The following is a 15306-nucleotide window of genomic DNA, read 5'->3' on the forward strand; positions in this document are numbered from 1 at the left end:
GAGGCCGTCACGTCAAGACCCCGGGGTGCGCGTGGCGGTGCGGCGCTTGTCGAGTACGGCGGCGATCGCCCTGAGGTCGGGCTGGCGCAGCAGCTCGGGCGCGCGGAGCCTGACGTGGGTGGCCTTCTCCAGTGCTTCCAGGAGGCGGGCCGCGAGCAGGGAGGTGCCGCCCGCGTCGGTGAAGTTGTCCTCAAGGCTGGTCTCGGGGCGGCCGAGCAGATCGCGGACGGTGGTGAGTACGAGCAGTTCGTCGGCGCTCGCGTCCTCGGGCAGGGCGGCGTCGGCCGCGGCCGCCGTCGGTGTCTGCCGGTCCTCCTTCAGGAGGGCCGCCCGGTCCACCTTGCCGTTGGCGTCCAGCGGGAAGGCGTCCACGATCCGCAGCGTGGAGGGCACCGCCTGCTCGGGCAGCCAGGCCCGCACGCCGGCCAGGAGCGCGTCGGCGGTCGGTTCGGCGCCGGGCGCCGGCAGGATGTGGGCGACGAGCCGGGCGCGCCCTTCGGCGTCACGGGGAGCGGTGACCACGGCGCTGCGGACGGCCGCGTCGTGCTCGAACGCGGCCTCGACCTCGGCGGGTTCGATGCGCACTCCGCTGATCTTGACCTGGTCGTCGAGGCGGCCGAGGAAGACCAGGCGGCCGTCGTCGAGCATGCGTACCCGGTCGCCGGTGCGGTACATGCGGTCGAGGTCCGCGAGTTCGGCGGGCGGGGCGGTGAAGCGCCGGACGGTGAGCTCGGGGTCGAGGTAGCCGAGGGCGAGGCAGGTGCCGCCGATGCGCAGTTCACCCTCCTCGCCGCGCTCAAGGACGGTGCCGTCGGTGTCGGTGACGGCGACGGTGGCGCCCGCGATCGGGGTGCCGATGGGCGGCGCCGTGTCGCTGTGCGCGTCGGCATCGGTGGCCCGCATGGCGTGGGTGGTGGTGACGACGGTGGCTTCGGCCGGGCCGTAGGCGTTGTGGACGGTGGCGCTCACGTCGGGGCCGGGGCGCCGGCGCATCCGGTCGCCGCCGACCATGAGGTGGCGCAGCGACAGGTCCTGCGGCCAGGGGCGGTCGAGGAGCGGTTCGATCATGGGGGTGGCCGCGACGCAGGCCGTCACTTCGGCCTCGCGCCACCAGTCGGTGAGGGCGGCCGGGTCCCAGCGGACCTCGTCGGGCGCGGGTATGAGGGCCGCGCCGGACGTCAGGCCGCCCCACAGTTCGAGCAGGTGCGGGTCGAAGGCGACGCCGATGAGCAGGGACTGCCGGTCGCCGGGGGCGAGCCCGGTCTCCTCGCGGTACCAGTCGGTGAGTGCGGCCAGGGCGGGCTCCGCGACGGTGACCGCCTTGGGCCGGCCGGTGGAGCCGGAGGTGAGCACGGCGTACAGGGACTCGGGCGGCACGGTGCGCGCGCCGGGTGCGACGGGGGTGAAGGCGGCCACCACGGAGGCAGCGGCATTGGCGCCGTCCCCCGAGACCGGCAGGGCGAGCCGGTCCGCCGTCCGGTGGTGCCCCGTCAGGACGTCGGGGTCGCCGATGAGGCAGACGACGCCGACGTCCTCGCCGACCGCGGCGATCCGGCGTTCGCCGGGGCGCGGGCCGAGCGGCAGATAGACCGCGCCGATGCGGGCCAGCGCGACGGCGGTGACGACCAGGGCGGCCGAACGGTCCAGGCAGACACCGACGACGTCTCCGGGCCCGACGCGGCCGGCCAAAGCTGCGGCGACCGCGTCGGCCGCCTCGTCGAGCTGCGCGTAGGTCCAGCGGTGGGCTCCGTCGATGACCGCGGGGGCCTGGGGTGTGCGGCGCACCCACTCCTCGTAGCGCGCGAGGACTCCCGGCGCGGTGGACGCGTCGAGCGGGGCGCCGCGCAGGATGCTCGGGGCGGCGCTCGGGCGCTGCTCGCCCTGCGCAGTGTCCTGACGTGTCGTCAACTGCTGGGTCATCACGACTCCTTCGACGTGGCGAGGGCGGGTGCGGTGGCGCCGGTGAGGGCGGCGGCCTGGTCGGCGAGGACCGGGTGCTGGAAGAGCAGGCGCAGCGAGGGGCGCTCGCCCAGGCGCGGTTCGAGCCACGCCGCGAGCTGCGCGGCGAGCAGCGAGTGGCCGCCGATCCGGAAGAAGTGCGAGGTCTCGTCGAACCGGCCGTGTCCGAGCACCTGGCGCCAGCCTTCGGCGAGGAGCACGACGGCGGGGTCGTCCGACCGCGTGGGATCGCTCGTGGGCTCCGGCTCCGCCGCGGGCTCGGCCGGCGCCGACTCGGCGGCGACGCGGCTGAGGGCCACGCGGTCCGGCTTGCCGCCGGCCAGGGTCGGCATGGTGTCCAGGAGTATCCAGCGGGCGGGCACGAGGGCACCGGGCAGGCGCTTGCTCAGCTCGGCGTGCAGTGCCTGCTCGTCCCACTCCTCGCCTTCGCCGGCGCGTTCGCGGAAGGCGACGAGGCGGGGGCCGCCGCCGGCGTCGCGGTCGAGTACGACGGCGCAGGAGCGGCCGCCGAGCACGGCCGAGGCGGCTGCTTCCACCTCTTCGAGTTCGATGCGGTAGCCGCGCAGCTTGATCTGGTTGTCGCGGCGTCCCAGGAAGCGCAGCAGTCCGTCCTCGCCCCGGTGGCCGAGGTCCCCGGTGAGGTAGACGCGCTCGCCGCCCAGGGCGTCGACGGTGACGAAGCGGGCGTCGGTGGCCTGCGCGTTGCCGACGTACCCTTCGGCCAACCCGGCGCCCGCGATGGCCAGTTCACCGACCGCGCCGGGGGGCAGCGGCCGCAGTGCCTCGTCCAGGACGTGGATGCGCTCGCCCGGCAGCTCACGGCCGAGCGGGATCTCGGCGCCGTCCACGAGGCTGTCGGGGGTGATCTCGTGCACGGTGGAGCTGATGGCGGCCTCGGTGACGCCGTAGACGTTGAGGACGGTGAACGCGGCGCCGCTCGTGGTCGCGGCGCCGGAGCCCGTCTCGGCGCCGGGGACCGTGTCGGCGCCGGGGACCGTCTCGGTGAAGAAGGCGCGCATCACGTCGGCCGGGATGCGTTCGCCGCCGAGGACGAGCAGGCGCGGCGTCCAGCGGCCCTCCTTGAGCACCGGTGACAGGTCCTGGCGGGTGGCGAGGAAGTAGCTGGTGGGCAGGTTGGCCACGGTGACGCGGGAGCCGGCCAGCAGGGCCGCGAGCTCGCCCCCGGTCGGCACGTCCTGCTCGGGCACGACCAGGCAGGCGCCCGCGTACAGCGAGGGCAGCACCTCTTCGAGGGCCACGTCGAACGACGGCTGGGCGAACAGGAGCACCCGGTCGCCGGCCGCGAGCGCGAACCGCTCGGCCGCCCCGGTCAGATGGCAGACCAGCGCCTCCCGGCCGACCGCGACGGCCTTGGGTATGCCGGTCGAGCCGGAGGTGTGGATGATGTACGCCGTGTTCGCCACCACGTCGGCCGGGCGGGCGGGGGGCAGGACCGCGGCGTCGACCGGGGCGCTCGGCAGGCCTGCGGGGACGGCCACCGAGACGCCCGGGGCGGTGAGGACGAGCGCGGGAGCGAGCCGGTCGAGCAGCAGCTCAAGACGGGCCGGCGGGTCGGACGGCGACAGCGGGCAGTACACCGCTCCGGTGCGCAGACAGGCGAGCAGCGTCACCACGGAGTCGGCGCCGCGCGGCAGCACGGCGGCGACGGGCTGCCCGGCGGTGACTCCGGCGGCCCGCATCCGCTCGGCGAGCGAGGCGACCTGGGCGTCGAGCTCGCCGTAGGTGATCCTGCGGGCCCCGATCAGGAGGGCGGGCAGGGCGGGGTCCTGGGCGGCGGCCGGGTCGAGCGGGTCGCGGTCCGGCGACACGGCCGCCACGGAGGCCGTGTCTGCGGGGGCGTCGGGAGCGTCGGGGAGCGCGAGGTCGGCGAGGACGGTGGCGGGCGCGTCGAGGTAGGCGCGCAGCAGGTCGAGGAAGCGTTCGGCGAGCAGCTTCGCCACGTCCTCGCCGAACAGGTCGGCGTCGTAGTCCCACACGAGGGTCATGCCGGCCGCGCCGTGGCGCAGGCTCACACCGCGCCGGTCGTCGGGCAGGAGCACCACATCGAGGTCGAAGCGGGTGGTGCCGGTGTTGAACCCTTCGAACAGGGTGATGTCGAGGCCGGGCACGTCGAGTTCGGGCAGCGCCGCGTCGTGGGCGCTGAACATGACGCTGAACAGGGGGTTGTCCGCGCCGGACGTGTGCAGACCGAGCGCCCGGGTCAGCTCCTGAACCGGCACTTCCTGGTGCGGGAGCGCACGGATGAGGGTGTCGGTCACCTCGTCCATGGTGTCTTCGGCTGTGGCGCCGGGGTCCAGGTCGAGCCGCAGCGGGATGGTGTTGACGAACATGCCGACGGCGTCCTCGTAGCCGCGCGGGCGGTTGCCCACGGCGGTTCCCACCACCATCTGGCTGCGTCCGCTGTGGCGTCGCAGCAGTTCGGCGAAGAGTCCGAGCAGGGTGGCGAACGGGGTGAGGCCGCGTTCGCGGGTGTGGGCGCGCAGCCGTTCCGCGAGGTCCGCGCCGATCGACTGGCGCAGCTGGCCTCCGTGGTGGCGGCGGCGTGCGCCGGGCCGGGCGAGGCCGGGCAGCGGCATGTCGTACGAGGCGTCGCGCAGGGTGTCGGCCCAGTATTCGAGGCTGGCACCGAGTTCCTTGGCCCGTACGTCCGCGGCGCGGTCGCGCACATGGTCCGCGTACGAGCTGGCCTGCGGCAATTCCAGCTCTTCGCCCAGGACTTGGGCGCGGTAGACGCTGAAGACGTCGTTCAGGAGGATCGCGAACGAGTGGCCGTCGTGGATCAGGTGGTGCTCGACGTGGATGAGCCGGTGCTGGTCGTCGGCCAGTTTGACCAGGGTCCAGCGCAGCAGGGGCGCGTCGAAGGTGTCGAGGGGGGTCTCCGCCTCGGAGCGCAGCAGGTCCTGGAAGGCGGCTTCGAGGTCGGCCTCCCAGGTGATGTCCACGGTGCGCAGCCGCGGCAGGCAGACGTCGGCGACGCGCTGGCCGGGCATCGCGCCCGCCACGGGGACGAGTTCGAGGCGCAGCCCGGGGTGGCGGGCGAGGGTGGCCGCGAGGCCGCTGCGCAGGGCGTCGACGTCGAGGGTGCCCCACAGGTCGAGTGAGGCGGTGAAGTTGTAGGCGCGGCTGCCGGGCTGCACTTGTTCGTGCAGCCAGACGATCTCCTGCGAGGAGGAGAGGGGGAGCATGGGCGATCCCTTGGGTTGTCGGGTCGGTTGGTGCGGGCACGGGGGTGCGCCCGCACGGCGGCGCCGGCCGGTCCGCGGATCGCGCGGCCCGGCCGGATGCTGGGGTTCAGGGGGTGGGCGCTCGCGCGTCGGCGGCCGTGTGCGGTACGGAACGCGCGAGGTCAGTGGACGGGGGCGTCGGCCGGCAGCGCCGCGCACAGGGCCCGGAAGGCGTCCGAGGCCGACTCGTCGTCCAGGATCGAGCGGTCCCACACCATGCGCAGGTGGAGTTCGGGCCCCTGGGTGGCGGAGACGGCGAACGGGGCGCGGACCTGGCGGCCGTCGATGTGCACCTCGCGGCCCACGGTCGCGCCCAGCCTCAGCGGGATGCGGTGGCGGGAGTCGTCCACGGTGAGCAGCCCGTCGAGCCTGCCGGACCAGGCGGATCCGCCGGCCCGGGCGGCCCGTACCACTTCGTCGAAGGGGGTGTCGGCGCGGTCCAGGTCGTCCCACCACTGGGTGGCCGTCACCTCGGGTGCCTGGGTGCCGTGTGTGTCGGCGGGGAAGACCACGGTGTTCAGGAAGCAGCCGATGACGGGCTCGGCTCCTGCGGGGCGCCCGCCCCAGGGGTAGCCGATGGGCGGGACCTGCCCGGCTCCGAAGAGGGTCGCGGCCGCTGCCCGGCAGGCGTCGAGCAGGGCGGGGAAGGGCACGCCGGTCGGGGGCGAGGGGAGCCTCGACTCCGCGGCGCCCGTGGGGAGTTCGGCGGTCACGGCGCGCGTGCCGGGCAGCGGTGCCTGTTCGCGTGCCGTGCGCAGCCGCTCTCCCCAGTACGCGAGCGCGCGGGGCGATGCGGCGCGGTCCTCGGCGTCGAGCTGGCCGAGCACGGCGTCCTTGTAGGCGGCGAGTTCGGCGGCGGCCTGTGCGGGAGAGAGGTCGTCGGGTCCGAGCCGGTCGCGGTAGGCGGCGCCCAGCTCCTCGACGATGCGGGCGAGGGACTGGCCGTCGCAGGCGGTGTGGTCGAGGACGACGGCGAGCAGTTCCTCCTCGGCCCGCGGGCCGCCCTGGGCGAGGAACAGGCGCAGGGGCGGGCCCTCGGTGACCCAGCCCGCCAGGGTGCGGCGCAGGGCGTCCTCGGCGTCCTCGCCGGGCGCCGGCGTGACGTGCTCCAGGGGTACGTCGACGGGCCCGGGGCGCAGCACGGGCGTGCCCCGTACGACGCGGGCCTGTGAGCGGAGCACGGGGTGGCGCGCGGCCAGGTGTCCGGCGGCGGCGCGCAGCCGTGCCGCTTCGACGGTGCCGCGCGGGAACGCGAAGAACATCGGGACGATGTCCGCGCGGCCGGCCGGGTCCAGGGAGCGCACGAGCAGGAAGCGCCGCTGGGCCCCGGTGACGGGCAGCGGTGCGGCGGCCGGGTCACCTGTGTCGAGGCGCTGGTAGCGGGCGAGATACTGTCCCGTGATGCTGGGGAGCACGTGATCCTCTCTCGGGGTTGGGAACGCTCGGGGGTGCCGGGTGCGGGGACGGCCCGGCTCGCCGCCGGGGGAAGTCGGCGGCCCGTGAAGCGGTCAGGCGACGGGGACGCTGTCGTCGTGTCCCGGCGCGGTGTCCTTGCGCACGTCGTCGTCGGGGTGCGCGGCCGTGGGCAGGTCACGCATCCGGCGCAGCGGGGAGAGCAGCAGGGGCAGCGGTACGACGAGGAAGCCGGCCGCGCAGATCCACAGGGCCGAGCGTGCTCCGAACGCGTCCGCGACGGCGCCGCCGACGAGCGCGCCAAGCGGCAGGGTGCCCCACATGACGAAGCGCAGGGTCGCGTTCATGCGGCCCAGCAGCCTGGGCGGGCACACGGTTTGACGGAAGCTCACCTGGGCGACGTTGTAGACCACGGCGCCGAAGAAGACCACCGCGGAGGCGAGCGCGAACAGCGCGGCGGCCGCTCCCCCACCGGACAGCGGCCACAGGAGCGCGAACGGTCCGGTGATCAGCGGCGAGAGCCAGATGAGACGTGCCTGGCCGAAGCGGGCGGCGAGCGGGCCGGCGCTCAGCGCTCCGGCGAGTCCGCCGACGGCCGACGCGGAGAGCATCACGCCGACGGCGGCCGGCTCCAGGCCGAGGACGCGGACCAGGAAGATGGTCTGGGTGGCCATCAGCACCGCGGTGAAGAAGTTGCCGAGCCCGGTGGTGCCCGCGATGACGCGCAGCAACGGGTGGCCGAGCACGAAGCGCAGGCCTTCCGCGACGTCCTTGCGCAGGGATGCGCCGGGCACCGGCTCGGGTTTGGCCTCGGGTCGGCGGATGGCCAGGAGGAAGAGGGCGGAGAGGGCGTAGCCGATGGCGTCGGCGACGATCGCCAGATGCGCGCCCATGATCTGGACGAGCCCGCCGCCGAGCCCGGGCCCGGCCACCTGCGCCGAGGAACGCACCGTCTCCAGCGCCCCGTTGCCTGCCACCAGGTGCTCCCTGGGCAGGAGTTGGGGCAGATAGCTCTGGTGGGCCACGTCGAAGAAGACGGTCGCCACGCCGGTGACCAGGGCCACGACGTACAGCTGGGCCATGGTCAGTACGTCCGCCACGGCGGCGAGCGGAACGCTGGCCATGGCCAGGGAGCGGACCACGTCGGCGCGGATCATGAGCGACAGCTTGCGCATCCGGTCGACCCAGGCGCCCGCGGGCAGCCCGATGAGCAGGAACGCGGCGGTCTCGGCTGCGGTGAGCAGTCCCACCTGGAAGGCGGGCGCCTTCAGTTCGAGCACGGCCACCAGGGGCAGGGCGACCAGTGTGACCTGGGCGCCGACCTGCCCGGCGGCCGCTCCGGCGAGCAGGAAGCGGAAGTCGCGCATACGGAGCAGACCACGGGGAGCGGCCTGGGGCGAAGGGGACATGCACGAGACCTTCACCGCGCACCGATCAGGAGTCAAAACAAACAGGACACTTTCGGTCGTTTCTTGTGCCATTCTGACTCTCGATCAAGAAAATCACAGGCCAGATCCGGGCAACGGCCGCATGAATCGCTGGTGTTGGGGCCCGTCGACAGAGGACTTCTCGGGCCTGGGGGCGAGGGATTACCGGGGGCGGCAGGCCCGCACACCCCATGAATGCAGGTATGTCCGAAACTCACCGCCCCCACACTTGCGGAAGCAACCGAAAGCCCGCTCACGCATCAGGGGTGGCGGACCCGTTCACGTACGCGCCGTCAGGCCGTGGCGGGGCGGAGGTCCATGCTGTGGCGGTCCATGGCGATGATGCGGGGCAGCGGCAGGCCACTGCGCGTGTCCAGCTGCATGAGGGTCGCCTCGACCTCGGCCGCGCCGGGCTTCATCGCCTCCCCGTGCGTGATCCTGTCGTGGTTGACCCAGGTGTGTTCGGCGCCGTCACACGTCGCCGCCGTGCCGCCGATGCCGTGCCGCACCGAACCGGAGAGCACCGAACTCGACACGAAGACCGGCCCGGGGTCCGTCGGCATGGAACAGCGGTAGGTACCCGAGAGGGTGATGGTGCCGTCCGGGGCGACGGTCCCGGTCGGGTTGGCGGACACGGTGCCCGACACGGCGGCGGCCGGCCCGGAGGCCGCGCCGAGAAGGACTCCGGCCGCGGCAACGGCCCCGGCTGCAACAAGACGTACGCGCATCGGCAGATCACTCCTAGGTCCCTGCGTTCCTGTGGATGGTGCGGGGGCGGCGCAGTCCACTCCCGCACTCGCGCCCAAGCAATACCGGCAACCCGCCCGCACACGGGGGATTCCCCCCGGTCGGCGGCGTGTCAGCACGGCCGGCCGGTGCGCGACCGAGGGGCACGGCCGTGGCGCACGTGACGGCGGATGCGCCGGGACGGCCGGGGGCGCCAGGGGCACAGGGCCCGCGCGGGCCTGACCGAAAGAGGGCCCCCTCCTGGGCGACCGCGGGCGGCACCGGCCGGGCATGCTGGTGACCCCGGCCGTTTGCCGTGCCGCCCGCAGGGGCCCTCGGACAGGATGGGAGCGTCATGGTGCGCACCGTAGGTGTGGAAGAGGAACTGCTCCTGGTCGACCCGCACACCGGAGCGCCACGCGCTCTGTCCTCGGAGGTACTGGCCCGTCTGACGAAGTGTCCCGGTGGAGAACGGGGCGTGCCCGAGGGCGTGTTCGCCGGTGAACTGCAGGGTCAGCAGCTGGAGTTCGGCACACGCCCCCGGAAGGACATGGAAGAACTCGGCGTCGAGATAGCGCGCTGGCGCCGTGCGGCGGCCCGTCACGCCCAGGAGGCGGGAGCCGCGGTCGCCGCTCTCGCCACCTCTCCCCTGCCGGCGCGTCCGGCCGTCAACGCGGGCCGCCGGTACCAGTGGATGGAGGAACAGTTCGGTCTGACCACCCAGGAACAGCTCACCTGCGGCTGCCATGTGCATGTGTCGGTGGCATCGGACGAGGAAGGTGTCGCGGTGGTGGACCGGATCCAGCCGTGGTTGCCCGTCCTGACCGCGCTGAGCGGGAACTCACCGTACTGGCAGGGCGACGACTCCTTGTACAGCAGCTACCGCAGCAGAGTGTGGGGCCGCTGGCCCATGTCGGGGCCGACCGGTCCCTTCGGCTCCGCGGAGCGCTACCACGCCCAGGTCGATGCCATGGTGACCAGCGGTGTGGTGCATGACAGAGGCATGATCTATTTCGACGCGCGGCTCTCCCACCGCTATCCGACCGTGGAGATCCGCGTCGCGGACGTCTGCCTCGAAGCCACCACCACCCTGCTCGTGGCGTGCCTGTCACGTGCGTTGGTGGAGACCGCCGCCCGGGAGTGGAAGAACGGGCGCCCGATCGTCGGGCACGGGGTGAGCCTGCTGCGGCTCGCCGCCTGGCGGGCCGCGCGCTCGGGTATCGACGGCGAGTTGCTGCACCCGCTGACCATGCGGCCGGCGGCCGCCCCCGTGGTCGCGCACGCACTGCTCGACCACCTGCGGGAGGCCCTTGAGGACAGCGGGGACCTGGCCTGGGCCCGCAAGACGACGGCGGAACTGTTCGCCCACGGAAACGGCGCCCGCCTGCAACGTGCCGTGTTCGCACGGACCGGAAGCCTGAGCAGTGTGGTCGCGACATGTGTGCGCCGCACCCAGGGCGAGCGTGAACTCCACTCCCCGGCCACCGAGTGAACACCACCCTCGTGTGCAGGGTGAGACATCACTCGATGGGGTGTCATGGCCATGGGTCCATATGGCTCCATGGCCCTGCGCGGTCTCATCTACGGTGAAGTGGGTGCCTCGCACAGAGGAGACGCGTAACATCCGGCAGCAATCACGTACGCACACACCCCCGGAGGAACCACTCGTGCCGGACAGCACCACGCTCCAGTCCCAGTACGCCGCCCAGATCCAGAGCGACCTGGACAGCAACGTCGCCGAACGCGAACACATCGCCACCCAGATCACCGCGCTCCAGGAACAGTTGACCACCCTGGAGAACAACCACGCCCTGCTTGCTTCCATGCAACAGGCGATCGGCGGCCCCGCGGCGCCGGCGTCCCGCAAGTCCTCCAAGAAGGCCGCCGCGGCGTCCGCCCCGAAGATCCCGCAGGCCCGTTCCGCCTCGAAGTCCGCAGGTCGCGCAGGGAAGAAGCAGACGCGGACCACGGCGAGGACGAAGACGTCCGGAGCCACCATCACGTTGCGCGACCTCGTCGCGGCACACCTCACGCAGAGCGGTGAGCCGCGCTCCGCGGCCGAGATCACCGCGGGCCTCACCGACGCTCACCCCGACCGCACCATCGCGGGCACCGTGGTGCGCAACACCCTCGAAAACCTCGTCGCCAAGGGAGAGGCACAGCGCACCCGGCAGAACCGGTCCGTGTTCTACACGGCTCCCGACAGCGCCTCGGCCGCCCCGTCCACCCCGTCCGCGGACGCCGACGTCAAGAAGGAGGCGGACGCGGTCACCCCCGCCGCGAAGAGCTGACCGGCGCGAGGTGCCGGCCCGGCCGGCACCTGCTCGGCCACCGACCGGAGAGGTGACATGGCAGCCCCGTGCCTCACACCACAGGGCTGCAGTCCGGGTGACCCCAGCCTTCCGCGCGCTTCATGATGGGCGTGCCTGCGGCATATGGCTTGCCGCAGGGGCAGCGTCCGGGGAACTTCGCCTTGATGGTCCGCGGCTTGCCCGAGGACGACGAGGGGGCGGCCTTGGACGCCTGCTTGCCCGCGGAGGCCGACGTGCGCGCCGTGGCCGGCCGGGTGCGCCCCGCGGTGGCCCGGGCCGGGGCCGGTACGGGCATCTCCTGGCCGCCCAGAGCGGTACCGGCGGCCCGTTGCGAGGCGGCCGCGTCGCTGGCGGCCTGGTCCGCGATCGCGTTCAGCGGGTCCCCACCCACCTGGTGCGCGGGCACATGGACGAACTCCACATCCCGCTCGGCCAGCAACTCGTCGATGCGCTCGACGAGTTCACGGTTGGCGACCGGCTTGCCCGCGGCCGTCTTCCAGCCGTTGCGCTTCCAGCCCGGCAACCACTGGGTCACCGCCTTCATGGCGTACTGGGAGTCCATACGCACCTGCATGCGCGTGCCCGCGTCAACGGCCTCCAGCAACTGTTCCAGGGCGGTGAGCTCGCCGACATTGTTGGTGGCGGTACCGAGCGGCCCCGCACCCCAACGCTCCGGGCGGCCCTGCGGGTCGGCGATCACCCAGCCCCAGCCGGCGGGGCCGGGGTTGCCCTTCGACGCCCCATCACATGCGGCAACAACAACACGATCAGACATCGCGCCATCATCCCACCGCCGCACCCGCACCTGAAATCCCGGCCCGCACCGCGGGCACCCCCAGCCCATGTGGTCGGCGGGCCGCCCCCCATGGCATAGGGTGGAGACATCGACGCGGGGTGGAGCAGCTCGGTAGCTCGCTGGGCTCATAACCCAGAGGTCGCAGGTTCAAATCCTGTCCCCGCTACAAAGATCCGGCCCCCCGGCGCTCAGCGCCGGGGGGCCGAGTCATGTGGGGTGCGGGGCCGGCCGACGGGTGAAACACCCACGTCGTTTACGCACCCCCCGTCGCTCATCACGCAGTGTGACGGCCCGGCGCGCGGTGGCTGCACGGACGTGTCACGGTGAGGTGGTTGGATCCCACCCACAGCAGGAGCGAATCTCCATGGGCAAGGCCGAGAAGATCCGGAACAAGGCACAGCAGGCCGCCGAACAGGCGAAGACGAAGGCGTCCCGAGGCAGGGAACAGATGTCCGAGCGCACCGACGACCCGGCGCAGCAGGGCCGTCGGGACCAGGAGCGGGCCGAGCGCATGCTGCGCGAAGCCGGCACCGACCACACCTGACGCAACCCGACCTGACCTGTGCCTCACGTGCGGCCGGCCGCCGCCGGGATGCGGCGGTGGCGGGTCCAGGACAGCAGGTCGTCGAGCGGCCAGGTCGTCACGACGCGGTCCACGGGGACACCGCACTCCTCGGCGCGGGCGCAGCCGTAGATCTGCCAGTCGAGCTGTCCCGGGGCGTGGGCGTCGGTGTCGATGGAGAACAGGACGCCCGCCTCGACGGCCCGGGTCAGCAGCCGGCGCGGCGGGTCGAGCCGTTCCGGACGGCTGTTGATCTCCACGGCGGTCCCGGCGTCGGCACAGGCGGCGAAGACCGCGTCGGCGTCGAACTGGGACTCGGGCCGCCCCCGGCCGGTGACCAGACGCCCGGTGCAGTGTCCCAGGACGTCCGCGAGGGGATTGCTCACGGCCGCGACCATGCGCCGGGTCATCGCGGCGGCGTCCATGCGGAGCTTGGAGTGCACGGAGACGACCACGACGTCGAGCCGGTCCAGCAGCTCGTCCTCCTGGTCGAGTGAGCCGTCGTCGAGGATGTCGCACTCGATGCCGGTGAGCAGTCTGAACGGCGCCCAGCGTTCGTTGAGTTCGGCCACCACCTCCAGCTGGTGGCGCAGGCGCTGTGCCGTCAGTCCATTGGCGACGGTCAGCCGGGGCGAGTGGTCGGTGAGCACGGCCCATTCGTGCCCGATGTCCGCCGCGGCCCGTCCCATGTCGTCGATGGGGCTGCCGCCGTCCGACCAGTCGGAGTGCAGATGGCAGTCGCCGCGCAGGGCCGCGCGCAGCTGCTCGCCTCCCACGGCGAGCGGCGCCGCCGCCTCCAGGTCCGCCTCCAGACGCTGGAGGTAGCCGGGGACCTCGCCGGCCAGCGCCTCGCGCACCACACGTGCGGTCTTCGGGCCGATCCCCTTGACCGACTCCAGCTGTCCGCCGGCCGCCGCCCGCGCCGCGAGTTCGTCCGGCGGCAGCTGACCGATGGCGTCGGCGGCGGTGCGAAAGGCACGGACACGATAGGTGGCCTCATGCCCGCGTTCCAGCAGGAAGGCGATCCGTTTCAGGGCCGACACGGGATCCATGGACACCTCCTGTGCGGGCGGGCCCCGCGGGCCTGTAGGCGGAGCCGCGCGACGCGCGTGAGCGGGCGGGGGCCGACGGCTCACCCTGGCCGCGTCCCGCCCTCCCAGCTTCCCTCAGGCACGGCCGGCCCGCAGCCGCGCCGGGGCGGAGGCCGGGCCCAGGCCGACGCCTTCCGGGGAAAGGGCCGGGCCGCCCGTCGGGGGATCGACGGGCGGCCCGGTGTCTCAGGGCGAGGACTCGGTCAGCACTCGCGCAGACCGGGGGCCGGGTCCTGGCCGGTCTTCACACTGACGGCCGGGACGTTGCCCCAGGCGCCGTTGTCGAGCTGCGTCCAGTACCAGATGTCGTTCTGGCCCTGGTGCGGATCGCCGTGGCCCCAGCACACGAACCAGTTGAATCCGGTGGTCAGGGTGCCGCGCGTCGCCGAGCGGTAGGAGCGGTCGGCGTAGCCCTTCGCGCCGACCGCGTTGCCGCAGTACAGCCGGCCGTCCGAGCGGACCCCGCACTCGGCGGCGGGCTTGGCGGCCTTGGCGGGCGCGGCGGCAGCCGCGGGCAGCCCGGCCGTGGTGAGCCCGGCCGTCAGAGCGGTGGCGGACAGGAACAGGGCGATCTTCTTGCGTGCGTTCACTGCGAACTCCTTGCGGGTGTGGTGTGGAGCTGGGTGATGTGCGCGGTGTGGCTGTGCGCGGTGTGGGCCGTGTGCGGAGTGGGCCGTGTGCGGAGTGGGCCGTGTGCGGAGTGGGCCGTGTGCGGTGTGGTGGCGCGCTGCGTGCCGACGCGCTGCGAGGCCGTGCGTTGTGCGCCGATGCGCTGTGTGGCCCTGTGCTGCGTGGCGGCGCGCTGCGTGGCCTTGTGCTGCGTGGCGGCGCTGCATGGACGTCTGCTGTGTGGCGGCGCGCTGCGTGGCCGCGCAGTGGACCTTCAGGCGCAGGTCGGGACGCCGTCGAGCCAGGCGGGTCCCTGGATGTAGATGTTGGTGATCCACGCCTTGTAGTCGGGCAGGTAGGACCAGGCGTCGTTGCGGTAGCCGTCGGCCTCGACGAGCTGCGCGTGCTTCTGGCAGCCGACCTTCACGCGGGTCGGTCCCGCGAACTTGTTGACGCGGGCACTGGTCGTGGCCGGGGCGGTGTGCGTCCACACATCGGTGCCCCAGGTGGAGAAGTTGCCGTTCTGCCCCGGGTCACCGCCGATGCGTACGGCGCCGTTGTAGTCGCCGCCGAGCCGTACGTCGCTGACCATCACATGGGTGCCGGACTGCCGCGCCTCGACCATCTTGCCCGCGCCCAGGTAGACGGCGATGTGGTGGATGGAGTTGGCTCCGCCCCAGGCCATCAGGTCGCCGGGCAGCAGCGGCCCGGTGCCCTGGCCCGCGCCGAAGCGGGCCGTGACATGCGCGGAGTGGTACTGGCTGTTGGCGGTGCCGGCCAGGATGTCCTGCCCCGTCGCCTGGGCGTAGGCGAAGCGGACCAGGCCCGAGCAGTCGAATCCGCGGCGCTCCGGGTCGTGGTTGCTCGCCGGGTCGGTGGGGTCCACCTGCCCGTAGGTGGCGCCGGGTTGAGGCCCGTGGCCGCCGCCCCAGCTGTACCAGACGCCGAGTTGGGAGCAGGCGGCCCGGACGGCGGCTTCGGCGGCGGCCGATGCGCCCGGGGCCAGCACGTCGCAGCCGCCCGCCGCGGCCCGGGCCGGTGTCGCGGTGCTGCGGGGCGCGGCCGCCGAGAGGTGGGCGGCCGGCACGACGGCGCAGGCCGCCACAAGGCCGGCTGCGGCCAGGGTGCGCCTGGCTCTGGCAAAGGTGTGGTGCATGGTGTGTCCC

The 15306-nt window shown here is 73.3% G+C and carries 12 protein-coding genes and 1 tRNA gene; 4 read left to right on the forward strand and 9 right to left on the reverse strand.

What is annotated here, in order from left to right; genetic code table 11:
• Positions 1-12: 12 nt before the first annotated feature.
• The 5 genes from ACGFW5_RS11940 to ACGFW5_RS11960 form a co-directional block, all read right to left on the reverse strand.
• On the reverse strand, positions 13-1920 hold the full coding sequence (locus ACGFW5_RS11940) for an amino acid adenylation domain-containing protein (RefSeq protein ID WP_393834050.1): 1908 nt from the start codon (positions 1918-1920) through the stop codon (positions 13-15).
• Entirely contained in the window at positions 1920-5165 is a 3246-nt protein-coding gene (locus ACGFW5_RS11945) for an amino acid adenylation domain-containing protein (RefSeq protein ID WP_393834051.1), read from the reverse strand. The genes ACGFW5_RS11940 and ACGFW5_RS11945 overlap by 1 nt, the downstream gene beginning before the upstream one ends.
• Positions 5166-5326: 161 nt before the next feature.
• Positions 5327-6619, reverse strand: coding sequence for a non-ribosomal peptide synthetase (locus tag ACGFW5_RS11950; protein ID WP_393834052.1), 1293 nt, complete (start codon positions 6617-6619; stop codon positions 5327-5329).
• Positions 6620-6712: 93 nt separating this feature from the next.
• Positions 6713-8026 (reverse strand): MFS transporter, encoded by a 1314-nt coding sequence (locus tag ACGFW5_RS11955; protein WP_393834053.1) that lies wholly within the window; start codon positions 8024-8026, stop codon positions 6713-6715.
• 311 nt (positions 8027-8337) lie between these two features.
• Positions 8338-8772, reverse strand: coding sequence for a DUF6299 family protein (locus ACGFW5_RS11960; protein ID WP_393834054.1), 435 nt, complete (start codon positions 8770-8772; stop codon positions 8338-8340).
• Positions 8773-9128: 356 nt separating this feature from the next.
• Between ACGFW5_RS11960 and ACGFW5_RS11965 the strand changes: the two genes are divergently transcribed.
• Together ACGFW5_RS11965 and ACGFW5_RS11970 are read left to right on the forward strand one after the other, a co-directional pair.
• On the forward strand, positions 9129-10262 hold the full coding sequence (locus tag ACGFW5_RS11965) for a glutamate--cysteine ligase (RefSeq protein WP_393834237.1): 1134 nt from the start codon (positions 9129-9131) through the stop codon (positions 10260-10262).
• Between the two features lie 175 nt (positions 10263-10437).
• Positions 10438-11061 (forward strand): hypothetical protein, encoded by a 624-nt coding sequence (locus ACGFW5_RS11970; RefSeq protein WP_393834055.1) that lies wholly within the window; start codon positions 10438-10440, stop codon positions 11059-11061.
• 73 nt (positions 11062-11134) lie between these two features.
• Here the strand turns inward: ACGFW5_RS11970 and ACGFW5_RS11975 are convergent, their stop codons facing one another.
• Positions 11135-11857: a ribonuclease H gene (locus ACGFW5_RS11975; RefSeq protein WP_393834056.1), complete on the reverse strand. Its 723-nt coding sequence runs from the start codon at positions 11855-11857 to the stop codon at positions 11135-11137.
• A gap of 113 nt (positions 11858-11970) precedes the next feature.
• On the opposite strand from ACGFW5_RS11975, the gene ACGFW5_RS11980 reads away from it, so the two are divergent.
• Positions 11971-12044: transfer RNA gene (locus tag ACGFW5_RS11980), tRNA-Met, on the forward strand.
• A gap of 198 nt (positions 12045-12242) precedes the next feature.
• Positions 12243-12422 carry a hypothetical protein gene (locus tag ACGFW5_RS11985; RefSeq protein ID WP_393834057.1) on the forward strand — a complete coding sequence of 60 codons (180 nt, stop codon included), beginning with the start codon at positions 12243-12245 and terminating at the stop codon, positions 12420-12422.
• A gap of 23 nt (positions 12423-12445) precedes the next feature.
• On the opposite strand, the gene ACGFW5_RS11990 is transcribed toward ACGFW5_RS11985, so the two are convergent.
• The 3 genes from ACGFW5_RS11990 to ACGFW5_RS12000 form a co-directional block, all read right to left on the reverse strand.
• Positions 12446-13492 carry a PHP domain-containing protein gene (locus tag ACGFW5_RS11990; protein ID WP_393834058.1) on the reverse strand — a complete coding sequence of 349 codons (1047 nt, stop codon included), beginning with the start codon at positions 13490-13492 and terminating at the stop codon, positions 12446-12448.
• 242 nt (positions 13493-13734) lie between these two features.
• Positions 13735-14121 carry a hypothetical protein gene (locus ACGFW5_RS11995; RefSeq protein ID WP_393834059.1) on the reverse strand — a complete coding sequence of 129 codons (387 nt, stop codon included), beginning with the start codon at positions 14119-14121 and terminating at the stop codon, positions 13735-13737.
• Positions 14122-14414: 293 nt separating this feature from the next.
• On the reverse strand, positions 14415-15296 hold the full coding sequence (locus ACGFW5_RS12000; RefSeq protein ID WP_393834060.1) for a C40 family peptidase: 882 nt from the start codon (positions 15294-15296) through the stop codon (positions 14415-14417).
• Between the last annotated feature and the right edge of the window lie 10 nt (positions 15297-15306).

It is taken from the genome of Streptomyces sp. NPDC048416, assembly GCF_043200435.1.
Lineage (GTDB): Bacteria > Actinomycetota > Actinomycetes > Streptomycetales > Streptomycetaceae > Streptomyces.